20 protein-coding genes and 1 tRNA gene are annotated in these 22,073 nt (G+C 59.2%); 13 read left to right on the plus strand and 8 right to left on the minus strand.

The features are described from left to right. Positions 1–7: 7 nt before the first annotated feature. The 3 genes from FVW59_RS14905 to FVW59_RS14915 all read right to left on the minus strand — a co-directional run bounded on the left by FVW59_RS14905 (position 8) and on the right by FVW59_RS14915 (position 2,253). On the minus strand, positions 8–283 hold the full coding sequence (locus tag FVW59_RS14905; protein WP_148065145.1) for a hypothetical protein: 276 nt from the start codon (positions 281–283) through the stop codon (positions 8–10). Continuing rightward, positions 280–1,863: a PepSY-associated TM helix domain-containing protein gene (locus tag FVW59_RS14910; protein ID WP_148065146.1), complete on the minus strand. Its 1,584-nt coding sequence runs from the start codon at positions 1,861–1,863 to the stop codon at positions 280–282. The genes FVW59_RS14905 and FVW59_RS14910 overlap by 4 nt, the downstream gene beginning before the upstream one ends. 66 nt (positions 1,864–1,929) lie before the next feature. Next, the gene (locus FVW59_RS14915) at positions 1,930–2,253 is read right to left on the minus strand and encodes a hypothetical protein (protein WP_148065147.1); all 324 of its coding nucleotides are present in this window, start codon (positions 2,251–2,253) and stop codon (positions 1,930–1,932) included. 140 nt (positions 2,254–2,393) lie between these two features. On the opposite strand from FVW59_RS14915, the gene FVW59_RS14920 reads away from it, so the two are divergent. Further along, entirely contained in the window at positions 2,394–3,473 is a 1,080-nt protein-coding gene (locus FVW59_RS14920; RefSeq protein ID WP_148065148.1) for an amidohydrolase family protein, read from the plus strand. A gap of 18 nt (positions 3,474–3,491) precedes the next feature. Here FVW59_RS14920 and FVW59_RS14925 read toward each other — a convergent pair whose 3' ends face one another. The 3 genes from FVW59_RS14925 to FVW59_RS14935 all read right to left on the minus strand — a co-directional run bounded on the left by FVW59_RS14925 (position 3,492) and on the right by FVW59_RS14935 (position 8,407). Next, the gene (locus tag FVW59_RS14925) at positions 3,492–6,632 is read right to left on the minus strand and encodes an efflux RND transporter permease subunit (protein WP_148065149.1); all 3,141 of its coding nucleotides are present in this window, start codon (positions 6,630–6,632) and stop codon (positions 3,492–3,494) included. Between the two features lie 3 nt (positions 6,633–6,635). Next, on the minus strand, positions 6,636–7,772 hold the full coding sequence (locus FVW59_RS14930; protein WP_187275917.1) for an efflux RND transporter periplasmic adaptor subunit: 1,137 nt from the start codon (positions 7,770–7,772) through the stop codon (positions 6,636–6,638). Between the two features lie 209 nt (positions 7,773–7,981). After that, positions 7,982–8,407 (minus strand): c-type cytochrome, encoded by a 426-nt coding sequence (locus FVW59_RS14935; protein WP_148065151.1) that lies wholly within the window; start codon positions 8,405–8,407, stop codon positions 7,982–7,984. Between the two features lie 134 nt (positions 8,408–8,541). Here FVW59_RS14935 and FVW59_RS14940 point away from each other — a divergent pair, with 134 nt between their 5' ends. The 3 genes from FVW59_RS14940 to FVW59_RS14950 all read left to right on the plus strand — a co-directional run bounded on the left by FVW59_RS14940 (position 8,542) and on the right by FVW59_RS14950 (position 11,020). Then, the gene (locus tag FVW59_RS14940; protein ID WP_148065152.1) at positions 8,542–9,165 is read left to right on the plus strand and encodes a glutathione S-transferase family protein; all 624 of its coding nucleotides are present in this window, start codon (positions 8,542–8,544) and stop codon (positions 9,163–9,165) included. A 76-nt stretch (positions 9,166–9,241) separates the two neighbouring features. Then, the gene (locus FVW59_RS14945) at positions 9,242–10,267 is read left to right on the plus strand and encodes a DUF3080 family protein (protein ID WP_148065153.1); all 1,026 of its coding nucleotides are present in this window, start codon (positions 9,242–9,244) and stop codon (positions 10,265–10,267) included. A gap of 129 nt (positions 10,268–10,396) precedes the next feature. Continuing rightward, positions 10,397–11,020, plus strand: coding sequence for a DUF4136 domain-containing protein (locus FVW59_RS14950; protein WP_148065154.1), 624 nt, complete (start codon positions 10,397–10,399; stop codon positions 11,018–11,020). Between the two features lie 201 nt (positions 11,021–11,221). Here the strand turns inward: FVW59_RS14950 and FVW59_RS14955 are convergent, their stop codons facing one another. Further along, entirely contained in the window at positions 11,222–11,767 is a 546-nt protein-coding gene (locus tag FVW59_RS14955) for a glycine zipper 2TM domain-containing protein (RefSeq protein ID WP_148065155.1), read from the minus strand. A gap of 250 nt (positions 11,768–12,017) precedes the next feature. On the opposite strand from FVW59_RS14955, the gene FVW59_RS14960 reads away from it, so the two are divergent. From FVW59_RS14960 to FVW59_RS15000, 9 genes are all read left to right on the plus strand, one after another. Beyond that, positions 12,018–12,566 (plus strand): DUF2058 domain-containing protein, encoded by a 549-nt coding sequence (locus FVW59_RS14960; protein WP_148065156.1) that lies wholly within the window; start codon positions 12,018–12,020, stop codon positions 12,564–12,566. Between the two features lie 77 nt (positions 12,567–12,643). Continuing rightward, a complete protein-coding gene (locus FVW59_RS14965) occupies positions 12,644–13,651 on the plus strand; it encodes a zinc-dependent alcohol dehydrogenase family protein (protein ID WP_148065157.1) in 1,008 nt (335 codons plus the stop codon). A 79-nt stretch (positions 13,652–13,730) separates the two neighbouring features. After that, positions 13,731–13,807: transfer RNA gene (locus FVW59_RS14970), tRNA-Arg, on the plus strand. 284 nt (positions 13,808–14,091) lie between these two features. Beyond that, positions 14,092–15,084, plus strand: a complete 993-nt coding sequence (locus FVW59_RS14975) for a CBASS cGAMP-activated phospholipase (RefSeq protein WP_187275918.1) — start codon at positions 14,092–14,094, stop codon at positions 15,082–15,084. Continuing rightward, a complete protein-coding gene (locus FVW59_RS14980; protein ID WP_148065159.1) occupies positions 15,071–16,279 on the plus strand; it encodes a CBASS cGAMP synthase in 1,209 nt (402 codons plus the stop codon). The genes FVW59_RS14975 and FVW59_RS14980 overlap by 14 nt, the downstream gene beginning before the upstream one ends. Next, positions 16,276–18,054, plus strand: a complete 1,779-nt coding sequence (locus FVW59_RS14985; RefSeq protein ID WP_148065160.1) for a ThiF family adenylyltransferase — start codon at positions 16,276–16,278, stop codon at positions 18,052–18,054. The genes FVW59_RS14980 and FVW59_RS14985 overlap by 4 nt, the downstream gene beginning before the upstream one ends. After that, on the plus strand, positions 18,036–18,488 hold the full coding sequence (locus FVW59_RS19840) for a Mov34/MPN/PAD-1 family protein (RefSeq protein WP_148065161.1): 453 nt from the start codon (positions 18,036–18,038) through the stop codon (positions 18,486–18,488). The genes FVW59_RS14985 and FVW59_RS19840 overlap by 19 nt, the downstream gene beginning before the upstream one ends. 532 nt (positions 18,489–19,020) lie before the next feature. Beyond that, positions 19,021–19,236, plus strand: coding sequence for a hypothetical protein (locus FVW59_RS14995; RefSeq protein WP_148065162.1), 216 nt, complete (start codon positions 19,021–19,023; stop codon positions 19,234–19,236). Positions 19,237–19,246: 10 nt separating this feature from the next. Beyond that, entirely contained in the window at positions 19,247–20,437 is a 1,191-nt protein-coding gene (locus tag FVW59_RS15000) for an Arm DNA-binding domain-containing protein (protein WP_148065163.1), read from the plus strand. A gap of 747 nt (positions 20,438–21,184) precedes the next feature. Here FVW59_RS15000 and FVW59_RS15005 read toward each other — a convergent pair. Next, positions 21,185–21,571 (minus strand): MbcA/ParS/Xre antitoxin family protein, encoded by a 387-nt coding sequence (locus FVW59_RS15005; protein WP_148065164.1) that lies wholly within the window; start codon positions 21,569–21,571, stop codon positions 21,185–21,187. Positions 21,572–22,073: the final 502 nt, after the last annotated feature.

Here is a 22,073-nt window from a genome sequence, read left to right on the forward strand (position 1 = left end):
GCGGCTATCATCTGGTCAGCGCGGGGCGGCGCAGGGCTACCATCCAGCCGATCACAGTAACGGCCCCCAGCCAGAGCACGAACCCGGCGACCTGCCCAAAGACCACCAGCAGCACGCCCGGCAACAGGACCAGTACCGCCATGGCCCATTTCTGCCAGGGCACCACGGGCGCCGGGCGCGACAGTCCATAAACCCTGCGACGCTTCGGATTGACCGCTGCCAGCCAGGCAAGACCGAGGCCGCTCAACAGACTGGCCACCAGAAACAGTATCAGGCTCATCATGTGGCCGCCCGGGGAGTCAGGGCGGCAAAGCGCGGCATCCAGCCGAGACCCGCGGCCACCCGACAGCAGATCACCCCCGACAGCACCATCACACAGTCCATGGCCACCACCACACCGTTGCCACCGGCCAGGGCCTCGGCCCAGGGTGTACCGCCCAGCAGCATCCGCGTAAAGGGCAGCAGTACGAAGAGAGCACCGAGGAAGCCGGCCAGCGTGCGGTGCAGCGCAGCCCGGGGCAGCAGCAGGCCCAGCGCGATGGTCAGCAGGGAGAAGCCGATAAAGCCGGAAGCCACCCAGTAATGGGTATCCGCGCGGCCGTAGCTGAGGAAAAAGACATGGGCGGCGCCCGCCAGGCCGATGGGCGTGCCATAGGCGACGACCTCCACACTGCTCGCCAGGCGCCGCCACAGCGGGTCCTCCTCGCGCCGCTGCAGCCACAGTTGCAGTCCGGTGATGGTCACATAGCACATGGCCAGCCCGAGGCAGACCCAGACAATCTTGGACAGCAGCCCGGCGAAGTGACCGAAATGCAGGGGGCCCATCAGGTCGAAGGCAACGGTGCCCGCCGAGGGGACAGTGCCGAGGCTGGGTTTGACCCCCAGAAACTCGCCGGTGGCGCCGTCGAACAGGTTAGTGGTGCCGGTCAGCTCACCCTCCGACGGCGCGTGGAATACCAGTACCTGCGAATCCGCCCGCCCCCAGTGCGACACCGAGGTGAACTGGGGGACAGAGCCGGCCTCTGCGGCCGAGCGCGCGTGGATGGCGTCGAGGTTCGCCATGGGTACCGGGGCGGGATCGCTCGCCTCCGGTGTACCCGACAGGGTTTCGAGGGCGGCCACCTGGTCGCCGCCGAAGGCCGTTATGGCCACCAGCGGCAGGCCAAGGGCAGTGGCAAAACTGAAGAATGAACCCGTGAACGCCAGCACAAACCCGAACACCAACCCCCAGGTGCCAGCCAGTACATGCCGGTCCTTCTTCTCCAGCAGGGCGCCGGTTGGGCGCGGTGCAACGAAGGCGTCCTTGATCAGGTGGCGGTGAATCAGCAGGCCCGAGATGGCGGCAACCAGCATCACCAGGCCGAGTATGCCGGTGGCGTAGAGCCCCCAGGGCTCCGGCAGGTGCAGGTTGACATGCAGATCGACGATAAAGCGGTCCAGGGCATCGCCGGGGCCGGCGTTGAACACCTCGCTGCCATAGTCTTCACGGCTGCGCAGCACTTCCCCGCTGCGCGGATCGATGTCCATCAGGGTACCGAAGTCTTCCATGTTGCCGGAGGCCGGATTTTGCTGGTGGGTGTGGAAATAGGCGACGATCTCACCGGCGGCATTGCCGAACAGGCTGACGTCCTCCCGCTGCGCCTCCGGCACGGTCTCGATAAGTTCACGCAGCGTGGCATCGACCGGCGCAGCCATCGGCTCCGCCACCTTGCTGCCGCCCACCGACCAGGCGCCAATCTCGTGTACCAGTACCGCCACCGCCCCGGTCAGCACCACCACATAGAGAAACAGGCCGCAGATCACCGCGGACCAACCGTGTACCGCAATCAGGCGGCGGGTTCTTTCCTGTGACAGCTTGATCATACTGGCTTCCTGCTAGGGATCGCCGCCGCGGCGACGACATAACTGACAACGACTGTCTTGCCCACTTTACCCAGCTCCCTGCATCATGGTTTGCACAGCCGACACCACCGGCACACCATTGGCCACCGCCAGGGCGAGGATCACCGCCCCCGCGCGCCAGGGCCGCGCGTCCAGCAGGGCATAGAAGAACAGCAGCGCCCAGATCGCCGGAAACAGCAGGATGGGAAAGGCCAGGTGGTTGATACCGGCGGCTCCCTCAGGGAACCACGCCGTCATACCGGCCATCACCAGTATCGAGGCGACCAGCACCAGGGGGCCGGCCACGATCCAGCGGGCAAGCAGCGGCCCGCGGCCCTGCCCGGCTGGTGTATCAGGGGTGTTGGCACTCACGGCGTACTGCTCTCCGGTGCGGGTGAAGGGTAAACGTACTGCGAATGAGAAATATTAGCACTACAGAGGGCGCGCTGCACATACCTCGCCGCCAGCGGCCTTGCTACACTGCCGGCCACTGTCGTCACAGGTTGTGAACCATGCCCCGCCTGCCCCGCTTTTTTTGCTACTGCCACGCAACTGCCCTGCTCATCGCAGCGCCACTGCTGGTCGCCGCGCCCGACAACTACCGCTATAGCGACGCCCACCTGCACGCCGTGGATTTTTTCCAGCAGGGCATGCCCCTGGGTGAACTGATTGCCGCCATGGACGCCGCCAGCGTGGGCGATGCCATGATCTCGGGCATGGGGCTGATGAAAAAGTGGCAGGAGGACGAGCCGAAGCAGCCGGACACTTACGCCGGCGACGACGCCCCGGTGTACTGGTTCAGTGCCACCGACGCCTATCTCGCCGCGGCCCTGCAAGGCCTGCCGGAAGCACAGCGCCTGCGGCTGCACCCCTTCCTCAGCGGTTTCAATCCCACCGACAAGAACGCCACCCTGCACCTTGAACGCATGGTAGAGATGTACCCCGGCCTGTGGCAGGGCATCGGCGAGGTCATCACCCGCCACGACGACCTCACTGCCCTCACCGAGGGCGAGACGCCGCGCGCCAACAGCGAGGCCATGTACCGGGTCTACGCCTTTGCCCGCCGTCACGACCTGCCGGTGCTGCTGCACAGCAACATCACCTCCAAACGCGAGCGCAACGCCCTGTATGCCGGGGAGGTGGAAGCCGCGCTGAAAAAATTCCCCGAGGTGCGCTTCATCTGGGCCCACGCCGGCACCAGCAAGACCCTGCACCGCTTCCAGGACAAACTGGACTTCCTGCACGGGGAGGTGGAGCGCCTGCTGGCGGCCCACGACAACCTGTACATCGACCTGTCGTGGACCGTACTGCGCCCCTACCTGCTGGACGGCAACGACCGGCCCGACCCCGAGTGGGTGGCGCTCGTTACGCGCTACCCCGGGCGCTTCATGCTCGGCTCCGACCTGCTGGGGCGCTACAAGAGCCTGGGGGAGAAACTGACCGACTACGAGTTGTTCCTGCAGGCCCTGCCCGGGGACACTGCCCGCGCCGTGGCGCGGGACAATTTCCTGGCCGTACTGCCGGAAAAGGGCGCCACGGGGTCAGAGCCCTTTATTTCTATGGGGTCAGAGCCCTTTATTTCTTCGAAATAAAGGGCTCTGACCCCGGTTTCACGGTTTCGCCGGTTTCGCAATTCCCAGCCGCGCTTTCACCCGCTCCCGCGCTCCCTGCACAATGGCGTAGAAACCGGGGATGAAAAACGTCCCCACCAGCAGGGCCGCCAGCATGCCGCCGAGGATGGTAATACCCAGTGACTGCTGCCCGGCGGAACCCGCCCCGGATGCAAACACCAGCGGCAGGATGCCGAGGATGAAGGAGATGGCCGTCATACACACCGCGCGGAAGCGCAGCCGGCCCGCCTCCCGCGCCGCTTCCCTGATGCCCTCCCCCTCGGCCTCGCGCCGGTGACGGGCAAATTCGACAATCAGGATCGCATTCTTCGCCGCCATCCCAATCAGCAGCACCAGGCCGACCTGGGCGTAGAGGTTGAGCGCATGTCCGGTCAATAGCAGCGCCAGAATGGCGCCGCCGATAGCCATCGGCACCACCAGGATGATCGCCGCCGGAATCGACCAGCTCTCGTACTGGGCCACCAGGAAGAGATAGACAAAGATCAGCGCCATGGCGAAGGCGATGGTGCCGGTCTGTCCCGCCTCCCGCTCCTGGTAGGCCAGCCCTGTCCACTCGATGCGATACCCCGCCGGCAGCCGCTCCGCCAGATCCTCGAAAGCATCCATCGCGGCGCCGCTGCTCACCCCCGGCGCCGCTGCTGCGCGAACGGACGCGGCGCGGAACATGTTGTGGCGCGGCGCCACATCCGGGCCGAGGATGGGCCGGGTGGTCACCAGTGTCGACAGCGGCACCATCTGGCCGCCGCCGGACTTCACATAGAAGTGATCCAGATCAGTGAGGTCCGAGCGATAGCTGGACTCCGCCTGCATGATCACCCGGTAGGTCTGGCCGAATTTGTTGAAGTCGTTGACGTACAGCGATCCCATCTGCGCCTGCAGGGTGGTGAAAATCTCGCTCAGGGGCACCCCCAGGTTCTTCGCCTTCACCCGGTCGATGTCGATGAAGTACTGCGGCACGTTGGCGCGGTAGGTACTGAACACCGCCTGCAGGGCCGGGTCCTGGTTGCCGTCCACAATCAGGTTGTTCAGCACCCCGGCCAGCGCCGCCGGTGAGCGCGACAGGGTGTCCTGCAGCATCAGTTCCAGGCCGCCCACGGCGCCCATCCCCGATACCGCCGGCGGGGCGATGGCGATGATCTGGGCCTCCGGTATCTGCGAGAAGGCGCGGGCATTGACCCGCTGGGCCAGGCCAAACACGCTGTTTTCGGGCTCCGGGCGCTCATCCCAGGGCTTGAGCACCACAAACAGTGTCCCCCCGTTGCTGGCCAGGGCACCGGTGAGGACGGAAAAGCCGGTAATGGCGGTTACGCTTTCCACCGCCGGGTCCTCTCTCAGCAGGGCGGTGACCTTGTCCATCACGTCGCGGGTGCGATTGAGGGAGGAAGCGTCCGGCAACATCACGTTGACCAGCATGGCGCCCTTGTCTTCATCGGGCACAAAGCCGGTAGGTGTATTGATGACCCCCAGTGCCAGGCCGCCCATCCACAGGGCGAACACCGCGCCTACCACCAGCAGGCGGCGCAGAATCCATTGCACGCCCCGGTCGTAGACACCGGTGACGCGCTCGAAGCCGCGCAGGAAACCCTGGTACCAGCGCGCCTCTTTCGGCGTGCCGGGCTTGAGCAGCAGACCGCACAGGGCCGGACTCAGGGTCAGGGCGTTGATCGAAGAGAACACCACCGCCACGCAGATGGTGACCGCGAACTGGCGATACATGACACCGGTAATGCCCGGTAACAGGGCCACCGGCACAAACACCGCCAGCAGCACCAGGGTGGTGGCGATCACCGCTCCGCCCACCTCCTTCATGGTGATGAGCGCCGCATCCACCGGTGACAGGCTAGGGTCTTCGCGCAGGTGGCGGTCGCAGTTCTCGATCACCAGGATGGCATCGTCCACGACGATGCCGATGGCCAGGATCAGGCCGAACAGGGTCACCGTATTGATGGACATGCCCATGGCCAGCAACACTGCGAACGTCGCCACCAGGGATACCGGAATGGCCACCGTCGGTATCAGGGTCGTGCGCCAGCTGCCGAGGAAGAGGTAGGTGACCGCCACCACCAGCAGCACCGCCGCGAACAGGGATTCCACCACCTGGGACACTGCCTGGGACACGTAGCGCGTCGGGTCGTAGCCAATCTGGTAGCTGAGGCCGTCGGGGAACTCCCGCGCCAGCCCGGCGACCAGCTGGTCCACCGCCTCGCCGGCCGCCAGGGCGTTGGCGTCGGCCATCTGGTACACCGCCACGTTCACCGCCGGGTGGCCGTCGGTCTCGCCGAAGAAGTTGTAGCCGGCCTGGCCCAGCTCCACCCGCGCCACATCGCGCAGGTAAATGGCGGAGCCGTCTTCCAGCGCCCGCAACACGACGCTCTCGAACTCCTCCACTTCCTGCAGGCGACCCTTGGTCTGCAGGGTGTACTCGGTTTGCAGGGGGCCGTCGAAGGGCGGCGCGCCGATCTTGCCCGCCGCCACCTGCACGTTCTGTTCGCGCAGGGCCGCGGCGATGTCGCTCACCGACAGGTCCAGGGCGGCCATTTTGTCCGGGTCCAGCCACAGGCGCATGGAATAATCCGCTTCGCCCAGAATATTAGCGTTGGAGATACCGTCCAGCCGCGCCAGCGCCGGCTGCACGTTGATCTTCACGTAGTTGGAGATGAATTTGTAATCCAGCGAGTCGTCGGGGGAGCTGAAGCTGACAATCTTCAGGATGTCCGGCGAGCGCTCGTCCACATTGAGGCCGCTGGCGGTCACTTCCGCGGGCAGCGCGGGCTCCGCCAGCTTGACCCGGTTCTGCACCCGCACCAGTGCCATATCCGCGTCGGTGCCCACCTTGAAGGTCACCGTGAGGCTGTAGCTGCCGTCATTGGAGCTCTTGGAGGACATGTAGATCATGTCCTCCACGCCGTTCACCGCATTCTCGATGGGCGTTCCCACCGTGGCTTCCACCACCTCGGCGGAGGCGCCGGCGTAATTGGCGCTGACCACGATGTTGGGCGGCGAAATGGCGGGATATTCATTGACCGGCAGGGCAAAGATGGCGATGCCGCCGATCAGTGTCATGACAATCGCGATGACCAGCGCAAACTTGGGCCGGCGGATAAAAAACGCGCTAAACATAAGTCAGCGCCCGCCCGCCGCGGGGCTGTCGCTGCCCGGCAGGGCTTTGACATTCACCGCCATGCCGGCGCGCACCTGCTGCAGCCCTCGCACGATGACCTGCTCGCCGGCCTCCACGCCCTCGCGCACCAGCACCGACTGGTCGAGGCGGTCGCCCAGCTCCACATTGCGCCGCTCCACTACACCGCTCTCGTTCACCACCAGCACAAAGCTGCCCTGCTGGTCGGCCTGCACCGCCGCCTGGGGCATGAACAGGCCCTGCATCAGGTTGGTGTCCTGCAGGATCACCCGCACGTACTGCCCCGGTACCAGGATGGAATGGGGGTTGGGTATGCTGGCCCTGGCCTCCATGGTGCCGGTGGCGGCATCGATGCGGTTGGCGAAGTAATCGATGCGGCCGACCTCGGGATAGGAAACGCCATTGGTCAGCTCCAGCGTCACCTCGATGCTTTGCAGGGCAGAGGGGTCCAGCTCCCCCCCGATGTGCTCGGAAACCGTGGATACATAGGTCGCCTCGCTCACCTGGAACAGGGCCTCGATGGGGTCGATACTGACCAGGGTAGTGAGATCGCCGCTGGTGGGGCCGACCAGATCCCCCGGGCTCACCCGGCTACGGCCGATGCGGCCGGTGATGGGCGCCTTGATCACCGTAAAGCCCAGATCCACCTCGGCGCTGGTGACCTGGGCCCGGGCGGACTCGATGCGCGCTTCGGCGTCGAGTTTCTTGGCGATGAGGTCGTCCATCTCCGCCTGCGAAATGGCGCCCTTGGGCAGCAGCTCCCTGCCGCGATTGAAGTTGCGCTCGGCATTGGCCTGGGCGGCCTTCGCTGAAGCCAGGTCGGCCGTGGCACGGGCCAGGGCGGCCCGGTACTCGGAATCGTCAATGGTGAACAGCACGTCCCCGGCCTCCACCAGCTCGCCCTCGCGGAAGTCGCGGCTCACCAGATAGCCTGTGACCTTGGCCTGGATGGTCACGTCCTCGCGGGCCTGCAGGCGGCCGACATAGGCGGACCGGGGCTGGAAGGGTTCGGACACCACCGTGTCGACCACCACTTCAATGGTGGGGGGCGGTGCGCTTTCTTCGGTACAGGCGGCAAGCCCGAGCAGAAGCGCGGGCACCAGTAATATTCGACGGTTCAAAACAGGCTCCCGGGCAGGGTTCAAAATTTCAGTCTAGTCCTAGACCCCGACCCATCACAGGAGTTGCGTTACAAATTTGACACTTGCCCTGCGGCGCCGGCTGTGAGCAACCTTGAAAATAGCGGAATTTACAAACTTTGCCGCCGCCGGAAACAGAAAGGCCGCGGCGCTATGCAGCAGCCGCGGCCCTTGACCGGCTTTGCACTGGCTTACTGGCTGCCTTCCACCATGTAGTCCACGGCGGCGATGACTTCCTCGTCGGAGCAGTTCACACAGCCGCCCTTGGCCATCATGCCGGTGCCGGGGATGCCCTCCAGGCCGTGTTTGTGCAGGGTGTCCATGCCCTTGGCGATGCGCGGTGCCCAGGCATCCACGTCGCCCAGTATCGGTGCGCCGCCGGCGCCGGTGGAGTGGCAGGCCATACAGGCGGCATCGAACACCTCCTTGCCGGAGCGGGGGCCGCTGCTGGCGGCGACCGCTGGCCCACCGCAGCTGCTGTCGCCCTGCAGGCAGACCTCGCCCATTGGGGCAATGCGTTCTTCAATGGCGGTGCGCTGACTCTCAGTGAGTTCGACCGCGGAGGCAGCAGCGGCTACAGCAAACAGTGCCGCGATAATTGTAAGAGTGCGGAGCATTCTAGCGATCCTTTATTCTGAGTGGCGCGCATTATAGCCAGATATGGGACAGGGGAAAACTCGCCTCTGGCCAGTGCCTGCAATTGCACCTAGGATAAGTGCCCGACACCCACCACCGCAAACAAGAGGCCGCCATGAAGCTCTACACCTACGACCCCGCCCCCAACCCCAAGCGCCTGCAGCTGTTTATCGACTACAAGGGCATCGAGGTGGACACCGAACAGGTCAACCTGATGAAGCTGGAGCAAATGAGCGACGCCTTCGGTGCGGTCAACCCCGCGCGCACCGTACCGGCGCTGGTGACCGACGACGGCCACCTGCTGACCGAGGTCATCGGCGCCTGCGTCTACCTGGAGGAACTGTACCCGCAGAAGCCGCTCCTGGGTCGCACCGCCATCGAGCGCGCCGAGGTCATCAGCTGGGATCACCGTATCTTCAACACCTGCCTGACCGCGGTGGCGGAAATCCTGCGCAACGCCAACCCCAATTTTGCCGGCCGCGCCCTGCCCGGCCCGCTGGAAATACCGCAGATTCCCGAGCTGGCGGAGCGCGGCCGCCTGCGCCTGGCGCCGTCGTTCCGGGCGATCAACGCCGCCCTGGAAGGCAAATCCTTCCTGGTGGGCGACAGCGTGACCCTGGCGGACATCGACCTGCTGGTGGCCACCGAGTTCTGCGGCTGGGTGAAGGAGAGCGTGCCCGAGGACTGCGCCAACATCCACGCCTGGCTGCCGCGCGTGAAAGACGCCCTGGGGCAGTAGTCCGGCACTGCATCACCGGCGGGGGCTGCGCAGTTTCGCTGTCCCCTGTGCCAGCTTCCTGCGCTATACATTAGGGATGAGCGCTCCCCGCACCGCTATCGCAGTCCTCGCCTTCACCGCACTCGCGCTGCTGGGTGCCTGTGCCCGTCCCGGGCCGGAGGGGCTGTTCGACGATTACCTCACCCGGCTGTCGCGCACCCTCGACGTCCCTCACCCGCCGGTGCAGCTCTCCGCTCCACCCCGGCAGCCCGACCGCGCCGACCTGCGCTTTGAATTCGCCACCAGCAACCTCGATGCCCTGGACTTCCTCGCCCTGTCAGGTTGCGAAGTGCAGATCACCATCGGCAAGCGCAACAGCAGCCTGGGGCGCATGGCCAGCGCCTCCCAGCGCCTGCTGCTCGACCTGGAATACCTGCGCCTGGCACCGGACTGCATCGCGGCGCAATTGCGCAAAGGGGATGCGGAACTGGCCGGCATCCTGCGCCAGGCCCACGCGCAGAAGCGGGAACAACTGCCCGGGCGTATTTTCCTCGCCACCCTCGGTGGCCCCGAGTACCGCAACTTCTGGCGTCGCCCCGGCGGGCTTGCCGAGTATCCACGCAACACCTCCAGCGCCGTCATCACTGCACTGGAAGCGATCAATGCGCTGAGCGAACGCTGGCTCAACGGCGACTACCGCGCCGACAACCGGGGCTTTGAACTGCTGCTGAGCGAAGTGAACAAAGGTGACGGCGGCGCCCTGCTGGCGGCCCTGGCTATGCAGTCCAACTGGCTTGCGGGGGCCGACGCCATGCTCGCCAGCAAAGCTGCGCAGGGGCCGCTGTGCCGCGGCCCGATACGGCCGGCCGCCGCCGACATCCTGCCCAACGTGGTGGCCACCTACTTCGCAGGCGATATCCAGCGCTGGTCTGCAGCGGTGAATCAACGCCAGTACGAACTACTGGCGCCGCTGCGGGCACTGGAGACACAACTGGACAACACCCTGCCCCCGGCCTACCGGGAGTGGCGAGTGGACAGGGAAAACCGCCTGGAGCGATGGCATACCGCGCCGCGCCGGCATGTCCAGGCAGTGCAGGAACTACTGGCGCCCTGCCAGCACTAATGGTGATGCCCACGGCAATACAGTGGGCCTGCAAAGCGGCTATACTCTTGTGCGCAACTGCCTGCCAGAGCCGGTTTGCCGTTGCGGCCGCTCGCGGCCGACTTACCGTCACACTCCAGGAGAAACACGATGTTGAACACCGTCAATCGAGCCAGCCGCGCGCTGGTTGTCGCGGCCGCCGCCCTGCTGATGGCCGCCTGCGCCAGCAGCCCGCCCAAACCCGATGTCGACTACAAAAGTGACTACAACTTCGGGGCGGTCAAAACCATTGCCTTCTACGCAGGCTCTGGCCAGGTCAGCGGTGACAACAGCATGCAGCTCAGCGACATCCAGATCGACCGCGTCGACGACGCCCTCACCTACGCCCTCAAGCAGAAAGGCTTCAACGTTATTGAAGACGCCAGCCAGGCGGACATGCTGGTCAGCTGGCACCTGGTGACCCAGTTCAAGACCGATGTACAGACCTACAACAGCCCCGGCATGTACGGCCCCTACTACGGCTACAACCGCTACGCGATGTACAACTGCTGGTCCTGCATGGGCGGCGGCACCGAGGTGGTCACCCGCAACTACACCGACGGCACCTTCATCCTCGACATGATCGACCCGCAGCTGAAGAAGTCCGTATGGCGCAGCACCATCCAGTCCCGTATCAAGGATACAGAGCACCTGCGCGACCAGGACGTGGTGAATGCTGCGGCGGTAAATATTCTCGGCGGGTTCCCGCCCGGGATAAGTGGTGACGTCCAATAACAAATTAGTGCCGGGTGCGGCAGTGAATTTGACCACGTCCCTGCCGGCTTCCATGCCTCCCGGGACGTACCGTACATCCTGTACATAAAAAACCCGCGGTGAGAGACTCGCCGCGGGACAGGGCGGGGGCCGGGGAAGATGGCCCCCAAACTACAGACCTTGCTCGTTCACCACCGCTCCACACACGGAGCGGCCAGACTATTACCCTTCCCGCTTGTCGATAACCAGTTTGCCGTCTTCCACCGGGATGCTGTCCCCCGGGTGGTAGGCCATGCGGATCGTCTCGGTTTCGCCGTCCAGCTCATAGGTGACGTCGTAACCACTGATCACCTCGCGGGAGTCCACCACCGTTTCGCAGCGAGTCTCGGTGGCTGTATAGGTATCGCCAGCCTGCATCTGCTCCTGGGTCTTGTTACCCGCGTAACCACCGGCCGCGGCACCGGCTGCCGTGGCTATTTTCTTGCCACTGCCACCGCCGACCTGGTTACCCAGCACACCGCCGATTACCGCACCGGCCACTGTACCCAGCACCTGGTGCTGATCCTTTACCGGACGCTGGCGGGTAACCGCCACGTCTTTGCACACCTCGCGAGGGTTATCCACGGTTTCGCGCACCTCGGTGACTTCCAGCACTTCTGCCTCGTTGGCACCCCCGCCCCCCGGAAGCAGGCCAAAACTGGCCAGCACACCACCCGCGGTGGCTACGGTTACACCCAATACTGCACCGGTTAACAATGACTTATTCATTCTGTATACCTCCATCGTCCATTGCACCAAGCTGCACACTGGCATTAGCTACTGTGCAGCTTTTCAGCAGAGGCCTTGCGGCTCTGTTAACTCTTTGACGCCTGAACCGGGCATGATATTCCCCAAACAAATACCATTTACCTATCTTTACAATCTTTGCTTATAACTTAACGCGCTATCGGGCCTCCCGCTGGGCCTGGCGCGGTAGCGGCGCTACAATCGTCGGCCCAGTTCAGCAACAGACCGCACTATGTCCGGATCACTCAAAGACCAGCTCCTGCAGGCGGGCCTGGCGGATGCCAAGCGCGCCAAGCAGTTCGACAAGGAAAAGCGCAAGGCCGCCCGGGTAGCCCGGCGCAGCGGCGATGCAGAAGAGGACGAGATCAAGGCCGCGGCCCGTCGCGCCCAGGCAGAAAAAGTCCAGCGCGACCGCGAGCTCAACCAGCAGCTGAACGAAAAGGCCCAGCGCAAGGCCATCAACGCGCAGATTCGCCAGCTGATCGACAACAATGTGGTGGATCGCAGCGGCGGCGAGATCAATTTCCACTTCACCGACGGCAAGCAGGTGAAGAAACTGTACGTGACGGCCATCCAGCAGAAGCAGCTCTCCGCCGGCCGCCTGTGCATCGCCAAACAGGGCGACCAGTACCTGCTGATCCCCGCCGTGGTGGCGGACAAGATCGCCGAGCGCGATGCCAGCCGCATCATCCGCTGCGAGGAATCCGACGCCGCCAAGCTGACCCAGGAAGAGGAGGAGTGGTACAAGGACTACGAGATCCCCGACGACCTCATGTGGTAAAGCCCGCACTGGCCACAGCGCGGCGCAACTGGTAGAACTGCTGCTTCCCAGACGGCACAAGACTATAAGGAAGCAGCATGCGCGCAGTACGACTCAAGGCCCCCGGCGGCCTGGACCAACTTATTCCCGGCGACATCACCCCCCGCGAGCCCGGCCCCGGCGAGATAAAAGTAGAAGTGAAGGCCAGCTCCCTCAACTTCCACGACTACGCCGTGGTCACCGGCATGATCCCCAGTGAAGATGGCCGCATTCCCCTGTCGGACGGCGCCGGTATAGTTGCCGCCGTGGGCGAGGGCGTGAGTGACTTCGCCGTGGGCGACCGGGTACTGAGCTACTTCTTCCCCCACTGGCTGGACGGCGGCCCCACCAGGGCCCGGCTGGGCGGCGTGCCCGGCGACAACGTGGACGGCTTTGCCAGCCAGACCGTGACCAAGCCCGCCGGCGCCTTCAGCCGCATGCCCGCCAACCTGGACTTTGCCGAGGCCGCCACCCTGGGCTGCGCCGGCCTCACCGCCTGGCGCGCGGTGATGGAGGAAACCCACCTCAAACCCGGTGACTGGGTACTGGTGCAGGGCAGCGGCGGCGTCTCCATTTTCGCCCTGCAGCTGGCGCGGATGATTGGTTGCCGGGTGATCGCCACCTCCTCCTCCGACGACAAACTCGCCCGCCTCGAGGCTCTTGGCGCCGAGGCCCTGATCAACTACAAAAGCACCCCGAAGTGGGGCAACAAGGTACTGGAACTCACCGGCGGCCACGGCGCCGACCTGGTCGTGGAAGTGGGCGGCTCCGGCACCGTGGGCCAGAGCGTGCGCGCCGTCGCCTTCGACGGCTGTATCAGCATGATCGGCGTACTCACCGGCATCAGCGGCGAAGTGCCCACCGCCGAGCTGTTCCAGAAAAACGCCCGTATCCACGGCATCACCGTGGGCAGCCAGCAACACCAGGAAGCCATGATCCGCGCGGTGGAGACCAACGGCCTCAAACCCGTGATCGACAGCCACTACCCGCTGGAGGACCTGGCCGAAGCCTTCCGCCACCAGGAGAGCCAGCAGCACTTTGGCAAGATCTGTGTGGATATTGGCTGAAGCGGAGCAGTGATAGACTCAGTGGGCGCGGTTCGGTATGATTCGCGTCCTTCCGCCCCAGCCACTGGGGCAAACCAGACCGCCCGTAGCTCAGCTGGATAGAGCGTTGCCCTCCGGAGGCAAAGGTCAGAGGTTCGAATCCTCTCGGGCGGGCCATTTCTACAGCGCCTTCCCAGTAAGCACCCACTAACATAAATCCCAGTTGGACCATATTTGGACCAAAACTGGACCATAATTAAAATTCCCCAAAATCGCCTTTTGAAACTTTGACCTTTAGCTATATTTGGTCCATGGCAAGCTCTGCCCAATTACGCGGCTCTACAAACTGAACGGGGATTCATCGTCTCTCAATTGACTATAATTGTCTTTGTTCCCTTGAAATAGCATGTGCACGCCCCCATCTTCCGAAGTAAGTCCGATAAGAGACCGGGGGTGTGAGCTTGGCTGAGAAATTCCAGATTCTTTCGCTCAGCGGTGGGGGAGCCCGGGGGCTATATACAGCTCGCGTTCTAGAAGAGCTGGAACTTCGCTTCAATACATCTATATCTAAACACTTTGATATGGTCTGCGGGACATCTATCGGCGGCATTCTTGCCCTAGGGTTGGCTGCTGACATACCTGCAAAAATTATCCGTCAATCCTTTCAGGACAACTTGCCAACAATTTTTCCACCTCCCGGGAGGTTTGCAACAGTAAAGCAGGCGCTTACGGCAAAGTTTTCCCCCGCCCCCCTCAAGGCTGTTCTCCTAGAAATATTTGAAGATCGCAGAATTGGAGATCTTAAAAATTGCGTGCTAGTGCCGTCGATCAACTATTCAGTTGGTCGAGTCCGTGCGTTTAAGACTCCGCATAACACCATGTTCTATCAAGATGCCCAACACACTCTGGTAGATGTCGCATTAGCCACCAGCGCCGCGCCCACATACTTCCCACTACATGAGATCGATAACGCCCGCTACGTAGATGGAGGCCTTGTAGCGAACAATCCTATCTTGATGGGAGTAATTGAAGCTTATCGTGCTCTCGAAGTACCACTGGAGCGATTATCAGGACTTAGTATTGGAAATATGGGGCAGGGCCTTGCCATTGACCACAATAAGTCCAATGACCTGGGCTACCGCGGGTGGGGCATGGGCCAAGACATCATTGCCCTCGCTATGTCCGCAGGTGAAAAGCTCTACTCCGACATGGCGAGAATGCTCCTGCAAGGCAGGTTAGAAATTATCGATAGCGAAGCGACCAAAGAGCAGGCTCACCTCCTCTCGCTTGATAACGGCTCAGCTGCTGCGACTGAGATACTCCTCGCGCACGCGAGCAGCGAAGCAGGAACACGAGTAAACGACGAGCGGGTTAAAGAATTTTTCCAGCACACGTCCAGAACGGCGCCAATAGCGCAAGACCATCAGGAGAGCAGTGACGATGCCAAAGTATGATGTGACAAAATTAATGTACGTCAGGTCTGAATCTGATCGACTGATTAACAAACTCGATGTCGATGATTACCGGGTAGCCCTAATGAAGGCAGCCAGAACCAAGGTAAGAAATGCGATTAAAACGGCGTTTACTGCTGCGAAGACCAACGAAACTTACATGGCCAGGATGAACGCGGCGGAAAGAACTGCGTTTATCAACATTGAACCCAGATTCTGGCCGCAAGGTTCCCTCGCCTACGGTACACAGAATATGCCCAGCCATACGCCTCCTCAACAGATTGATGTTGACGATGGCGTCTATCTACCCATCGAAGCGCTCCGCGACAAACCTATTGTCTTAAAACAAGTTTTTTTCGAGATTGTTGATACGGCCCTCAAAGAACTTGCAGTACTAGAAAACTGGGGCTTTGACGACCAAAAGAGCACCTGTGTACGCGTGGAGCTAGATGCAGTTACTCACCTCGACGTGCCCCTCTACGCCATACCAATTGAACGTTTTGATGAACTCCAGAAGGCAATGGGGCGTGCAGTCCTGAGTCGTGAGGCTGTCACCGATGACGGCGATATTAATCTACGCGCCCTTCTTGGTGAGCAGAAAGTATACCTCGCTCTGCGTGAAAGACCGCATTGGAAAGAAAGCGACCCCATCCGTATCCAGGAATGGTTTGAAGGGGAACAGAAAATTTTCGGTAGCATTTTTACGCGGACATGCCGGTACCTGAAAGCATGGAGAGACTTTAACTGGTTCAAAGGTGGACCAAGCTCAATTGCTCTCATGATATGCGTATGGGAAACCTTCAACGATCGCAAAACTAAGTTCTATACGGACAGCGAGGCGCTGCTCGCTGTTGCGCGCGAACTGCCTGCAAGATTGGAGGCGGGCGTGAAGAACCCAGTAGCGCCCGAAGAGACCGTCTTCCCCCGAGATCTCGACGACATAGAGTTCAACAGCATTATTCGCCAAACGACCCTTTTTTCCGAAGACATCCGAACCTCCCTTGAATCAGGAACTTCACGGCTTGGCGTAGTAGAAACTATGATTAAACACTGGGGCACCAGGGTACCTCACCGAGCGGATTGGGTGGTCTCCGCCAGCTCAGCAACAGCTGCAGTGGTCACATCGACCCCGGCTGAGCCGCAACCCAAACCAGAGATAGAAACAATGCGTTCCGGCACGGAGTTTCGGTCAGGTTGAGCGGTTCCGAAAACCAAACACTTGAGATCATTCACTATGCTCTCGCTGAAGCCGGATTCAAACGGTGTGCTTCCACCAAAGGCAATATCTATGAAAACACCATCACAAAATCCAACATAGATTTTGCCATAAGAGTCCACATAGAAGACCCCTACTTCGTTAAGAAGCCGCTCATACTGTTGGTTGATCGACCGGATGGACTTCCGACCTTACTGCCTCACATTTTCTTTGAAAAGGCACTTTGCTATCTCGACGATAGGGGCGTTGAGTTTGATCGCTACAATCCTCGATACAATGTTCTCGTAATGCTCACCGCGCTAGATGCGCTCCTGGAACAGCTCGTCTCAGATGAGGAATCGCTGCAAGCAGAGCTACGTAGAGAACTTCCAGCGTACTGGCAACGAGGCTGTAGTGACCCAGTATTCATGGCAGCCAATGGCGACTGCTTCATATATGAACTCTTTCGGAGGTCAAACCTAGATGGCGAACTAGTAGATGAAATTGTATTGGCAGACAGCACAGTCGCTGCAAAGAGTTGGCGCAAGAAGCGCATGAGCACTGACACCACAATATTGACTGGTCCGGGATTTATCTTTGATCTCCCCCATGACATCTCTATACCGTCGAAGGAGTGGCCACCTGACTCCATTTCCAAACTAGATCAATGGCTTGATCAAGATAATGCTGCGTCTGCGCGGCATAGATTATTGAACACTCTTTACATGTGCCTTGCTAAAAACGAATCGTGCTTCATTCTATTTCAGCTTCACAAAATGCTCTTTGGTGGCCTAGTCTCTTATTCTACCCCCGCGACCAAATTAGCTATCAGGCGAAGCTTTAAGGCCACCCAGCCGGGCAAACGAGGAAAGTCGAAGCCGCTACTTCCCGGTGCAAAAAGAATCTCGTCGCTGATTTCCCGCTTAGACAAGCTGGAGAAGGGAAGTAGCTTTCTGCGCTTTTCGGTAAACGACGCACGAGTTTCGACCATTAGTAATCGTAACAGCACGACCGAAAAGAGCTTGTCTAGCTTGAGAATAGTAGTTGTCGGCTGCGGCACTCTAGGAGGTTACACAGCAAGTCTTCTCTGTCAGTCCGGTGCTGGTAGCAATGGCGGCCGGATAGAGCTCTACGACTCTGATCAGCTCACTACGGAAAATTTGAGCCGGCATATCCTGGGAATTTCTTATGTTGGTGAAAATAAAGCGCGTGCACTAGAGCATTATATATCCCATCAATCAGCAGGCGATATCAGTATTCAAAGTCACAAGTGCAACCTCAGTGCAGACCAGATAGACTCTATTAGTCAGAATTTTGATCTAATTGTCGACACAACGGGAGACATCAGTTTCTCGACTTCGTTTTGCCATCAGATGCACCGATGCGACTATCCAACGCCCGTGGTTTATGGATGGATTGATGCTGGTGGCCTTGCCGCCCGAACTCTTTTGGACGTATGCAATTCTAATAGAGCTTGCTACGGATGCCTAAAAACAAGATCGACGGAAGGTATTACCTCAGAACGCTTCAAGCTTTTTAAGGCGGGCGCTACTTTACCAGAATGGAGGCCGCGTCCCTGTGGCCTGGGCGGCTACATGCCATTCTCCTCACAAGCGCCTGCCACTGCCGCTGGCCTCATTCTAAATCAGTGTCTCGACTGGGTTAACGGTTCACCGTCTCCACACTTTAGGCACATATCCCTCGACGCGAGAGTGTGTGAAACTAAAGACGCTGACATAAGGCCACTATTGGATTGTCCATGCTGCAGGATCGAGTAATCTTAAACCCAATTGGCGGATACATTCTGATTAGATCACGGGTATTTGAAACTCTAAAATCCTACACCCAAACAGGAAATCGACCAGAGGCTGGAGGTATCCTGCTAGGAAGCTATAGGGGTGTCCATCTTGAGATTACTGACGCCACTACCCCATTCCCGACAGACAAAAGCTCAAGAAATCACTTCAACCGGCTCAGCAAAGGTCATCAAGAATATGCCGAGCAGATCTGGTCGACTTCAAGCAGATTGGTCACATATATCGGTGAATGGCATACTCACCCCATACCCTCTCCAAATCCTTCTCATCAAGATGTAATTTCATGGACTCGCGACCTACCTTCCCGAAACATGCTTCTGCTTATCCAAGGATTGAGTGATGTATATATAGGTATACACTCCCCTACAACTGGCTTGATAAGTGTGCCTGAATAGAACCTCCAATCGTTAAAAGTAGAGAACGACGTTTCCTATGTGCAGCCGGCTATAACAGTGATTGAATTTATCGCGGCCCACTGGGCGTCGTAATAATCCTGCTGCTCCAGCTGCATCCACACAGCTCGCTCCCGAAACTCTGGGGGGTATCTCGTTAGTTTCGTCGTTAGTCCATCCTGTCAAGGCCTGGAAACTCCGCTAAACTCGGGGCGATAAAATTTTGACTTTTCGCTATGCGCGCTCCATGTGTGCATTCACTGGGCAGATTTTTAAGGCCAGCCTGCGACTCACATACTACATCCCTAGAAATTAGCGTTACAACCAACCTTTTCATAGCTCAAAAATCTCGATTTTGAGCGCGGAAAAATCGAGGCTTGCAGCCTCGATTTTTCAATGATGTGGTGGGATTGAACAACGCACTCTGAAGCGATCCCCAGCCAGTCTACGGCGGTTTCCCTGCGCCCAGCAGCCTTTCCATACCCGAGATACGTTCACCTTGCAGTCACCAAATACAGGCTGAAAGGAGTGAACTATGAGCAATACCTACCTCACCACCGATGAGCTTTCCGAGCGCATCAAATACGAGCCCCGCACCATACGCAACCAGCTCAAGGACAGCGTTCTTCTGGAAGGCGTTCATTACATCCGTCCCTTTGGCGGTCGCAAGATCCTCTACATCTGGGAACAGATTGAACAGGACATGACCCGGGCCAGCTCCACGCTGGATCTCATGAAAGGCGTGATCTAGGGAGGCGGAAATGGCAAAAGTAAACTCATTGGCAAACGGCACTCTGTTCTTCGATTTTCGCTACCGGGGCGTTCGCTGCAAGGAATACACGAAACTCAAGGACAGCCCCGCCAATCGAAAGCGACTCAGGATCATCCTGGAACGCATCGAGGCGGAAATCACCCTTGGTACCTTTGACTACGGGGCTTACTTCCCGGATTCACCGCGCGTGGAGCGCTTTGCCCAAGAGCTTGAACGTGTCTCACAGGTACAAAGCGGTCTGCCAACCTTCGAGGATTTCGCCAATACCTGGTTCGGGCAAATGGCCGTCGAATGGAGTGAGACGCACGCGATCACAGTGCGCGGCACCCTGGACAAATCGCTAATCCCAGCATTCGGTGCCAAGGCACTAAACAACATTTCAAAGGATGACCTCCTCGATTTCCGATCGGAGGTGGCGCGACGCAAGGGCAGGAAAGGGGGACCTATTTCAGCCGATCGGATAAACCACATCATGACGCCGCTGCGCATGATCCTGAATGAAGCCGCCCAGCGATTTGGCTTCACCTCACCTTACCAGGGAATAAAATCACTGAAGGTTCCTAAAACCGATGTACAGCCTTTCACTTTCTCCGAGGTAAAGGCCATTTTGGCTGCAGTTAGAACCGACTTCCGCCCCTACTACACCGTACGTTTCTTTACCGGGCTTCGCACCGGCGAAATAGATGGGCTGCAATGGAAGTACGTCAACTTCCAACGCCGCGAAATTCATATCTGTGAAACGTGGGTCAAGGGAAAGCTACGCCCGACTAAAACCGAAGAGTCAAATCGTCATGTCCAGATTTCTCAGCCGGTCTATGACGCACTGAAAGCACAGCACAAAGTCACGGGGAAAGGGGACTTTGTGTTCTGCGCCGACAATGCCCAGCCACTCAGCCATAACAACGTAACCAAACGCGTGTGGTATCCACTCCTACGCCATCTTGGCCTGGCGCGACGCCGACCTTACCAAACCCGGCACACAGCTGCCACGCTATGGCTTGCTGCTGGGGAAAACCCGGAATGGATTGCACGCCAGATGGGCCACACCACCACAGAAATGCTGTTCCGTGTGTACAGCCGGTATGTCCCCGACCTGACTCGCAAGGACGGATCGGCCTTCGAAGCCCTCCTGACCAATGTTCTCGATGCACCGGCACCAGAAAAGGAGACAGAACAATGAGTGAGACGAGCACCCCCTCAACTTTGTTGCAAAGTGCTATCGAAGCTGCAGAAACTCGACGGCGCCTAAACCGACTCCGTAGACTGGCCTCTGCACTTTGCCGACACTTCGATATCCAGCCCTATGAGGCGGGTATAGTGCCTTATATCGGTAGCGGAACCACGACGCGCAACGACTTGGCAATCTACCAATGGTTGAGAGATGAACTCCAGGATCATCACTGGCCAACTGAACCAAATTTCAAATCATGCGCCGAGACGCTTCAACTGGAGCTCAATCGACGCCTGCCTCCACACTTGCTGGGAGGGGGATAGCCATGGAGCCAGAATACACAGGACTTGCTGCACTCTCATACTGGTTGCTGTATTACGTCAGGGCACTACTCCGGACACACAGGACATTGAAGTTGAGAGATGCGAACACCAGCCTCCTCACCTCAATACGGCGCCATGGATTGAAGATAGATCTCCTGCGACACTGCACCCGGTGCGCGCTCTACTCTACGGGTGCATTGTTTGGAATTGAGATTGCCGAAGATTCTTCAAAGGATGAAGCAATTTCTACCTATGAATCGTAGTAAAGGTTGATGCTACTATGCATGGTCGTCAGCTTCGCGGCCATGCATTTACTTTCTTGAACAATGATTCAGGATTCACCAGCGCCATAATGTTCAGATGAAACTCTGTAGGAAATTGAATCACTTACAAATACAGGGATATGACGAATACACAATGACATCTCGGCCCACTAACGACAACGCACACGATCAAGGTATGTGTGCACCATATAGAGCCCCATTAAGCCACTCTCATCAATGAGTTGTACCGGAGTGGCGCCGCTGAAAGCTTCATTTGGCTGTGTCATCCAGCCGTAGAGCAATTTTCTATTGTGCGGGAACAGCAGTCGCAAGGATTTGTGGATGCCCAGCAAGATCCTTGCACGCTCCAGCTTGTCACGATCATTCGCCAAGGGTTGCCCGTTGCTATACCCAACTAACGCTCTACGATTCTCTTTGGGCAGTCCCAGCAAACTTAATTGCTCACCAGTAGAGAGCTTCCAGTGATCGAAAAGCTTCATGATCATCTTAATAATCCTGGCCTGCTCGCTACCCTGGATAAACTGGGCAGTAGTCATGCTCTCCTCCAAGCGTTACGCAACGCATCCGCGTAGCGATTATAACCCTCTTGATGATCAGGTAAAATGGTGCGAGCACGGAAGTGGCCATGGATCAATCTTCCATAATATAGTCATACTGTTAGTATGAATATTTCTCGATGCAACAATGAATGGGGCGACAACCGAAAGACGGTTCATTTTTTAATTATGACAGTTACAGGCTGCAAACTCAGTATCGTAGAAATGGTACGGCTAATGTGCAGAATTACCGAGACGAAACAGAAAGTCCACACTTGGAAGATTGTCAGTTTATCGACACCAATTCCGGATCAAATTGGACGGCCCGACGGCAATCTCACCATTGACACACACAATAAAGTTGCCTGGTCACTCTGTAATCCCCCCAAAAAATAATCGAGGTTTTGAGTAGAGACTTCTACAATGATCGCAGAAGGAGCGATAGATGAAAAAGTCTCGATTCACCGAAAGCCAGATACTGGCGATTCTGAAGCAGCATGAA

The organism is Parahaliea aestuarii, assembly GCF_008064635.1.
Classification (GTDB): domain Bacteria; phylum Pseudomonadota; class Gammaproteobacteria; order Pseudomonadales; family Halieaceae; genus Parahaliea; species Parahaliea aestuarii.

What these genes read in the sequence shown, in the direction of transcription:
- FVW59_RS14910 (WP_148065146.1), bottom strand. Translation starts at nt 1,863, where the DNA reads ATGATCAAGCTGTCACAGGAAAGAACCCGCCGCCTGATTGCGGTACAC.
- FVW59_RS15000 (WP_148065163.1), top strand. Translation starts at nt 19,247, where the DNA reads ATGGCAAAAGTAAACTCATTGGCAAACGGCACTCTGTTCTTCGATTTT.
- FVW59_RS14955 (WP_148065155.1), bottom strand. Translation starts at nt 11,767, where the DNA reads ATGAATAAGTCATTGTTAACCGGTGCAGTATTGGGTGTAACCGTAGCC.
- FVW59_RS14920 (WP_148065148.1), top strand. Translation starts at nt 2,394, where the DNA reads ATGCCCCGCCTGCCCCGCTTTTTTTGCTACTGCCACGCAACTGCCCTG.
- FVW59_RS14935 (WP_148065151.1), bottom strand. Translation starts at nt 8,407, where the DNA reads ATGCTCCGCACTCTTACAATTATCGCGGCACTGTTTGCTGTAGCCGCT.
- FVW59_RS14940 (WP_148065152.1), top strand. Translation starts at nt 8,542, where the DNA reads ATGAAGCTCTACACCTACGACCCCGCCCCCAACCCCAAGCGCCTGCAG.
- FVW59_RS14905 (WP_148065145.1), bottom strand. Translation starts at nt 283, where the DNA reads ATGATGAGCCTGATACTGTTTCTGGTGGCCAGTCTGTTGAGCGGCCTC.
- FVW59_RS14950 (WP_148065154.1), top strand. Translation starts at nt 10,397, where the DNA reads ATGTTGAACACCGTCAATCGAGCCAGCCGCGCGCTGGTTGTCGCGGCC.
- FVW59_RS19840 (WP_148065161.1), top strand. Translation starts at nt 18,036, where the DNA reads ATGCTGCAGGATCGAGTAATCTTAAACCCAATTGGCGGATACATTCTG.
- FVW59_RS15005 (WP_148065164.1), bottom strand. Translation starts at nt 21,571, where the DNA reads ATGACTACTGCCCAGTTTATCCAGGGTAGCGAGCAGGCCAGGATTATT.
- FVW59_RS14980 (WP_148065159.1), top strand. Translation starts at nt 15,071, where the DNA reads ATGCCAAAGTATGATGTGACAAAATTAATGTACGTCAGGTCTGAATCT.
- FVW59_RS14960 (WP_148065156.1), top strand. Translation starts at nt 12,018, where the DNA reads ATGTCCGGATCACTCAAAGACCAGCTCCTGCAGGCGGGCCTGGCGGAT.
- FVW59_RS14945 (WP_148065153.1), top strand. Translation starts at nt 9,242, where the DNA reads ATGAGCGCTCCCCGCACCGCTATCGCAGTCCTCGCCTTCACCGCACTC.
- FVW59_RS14925 (WP_148065149.1), bottom strand. Translation starts at nt 6,632, where the DNA reads ATGTTTAGCGCGTTTTTTATCCGCCGGCCCAAGTTTGCGCTGGTCATC.
- FVW59_RS14965 (WP_148065157.1), top strand. Translation starts at nt 12,644, where the DNA reads ATGCGCGCAGTACGACTCAAGGCCCCCGGCGGCCTGGACCAACTTATT.
- FVW59_RS14995 (WP_148065162.1), top strand. Translation starts at nt 19,021, where the DNA reads ATGAGCAATACCTACCTCACCACCGATGAGCTTTCCGAGCGCATCAAA.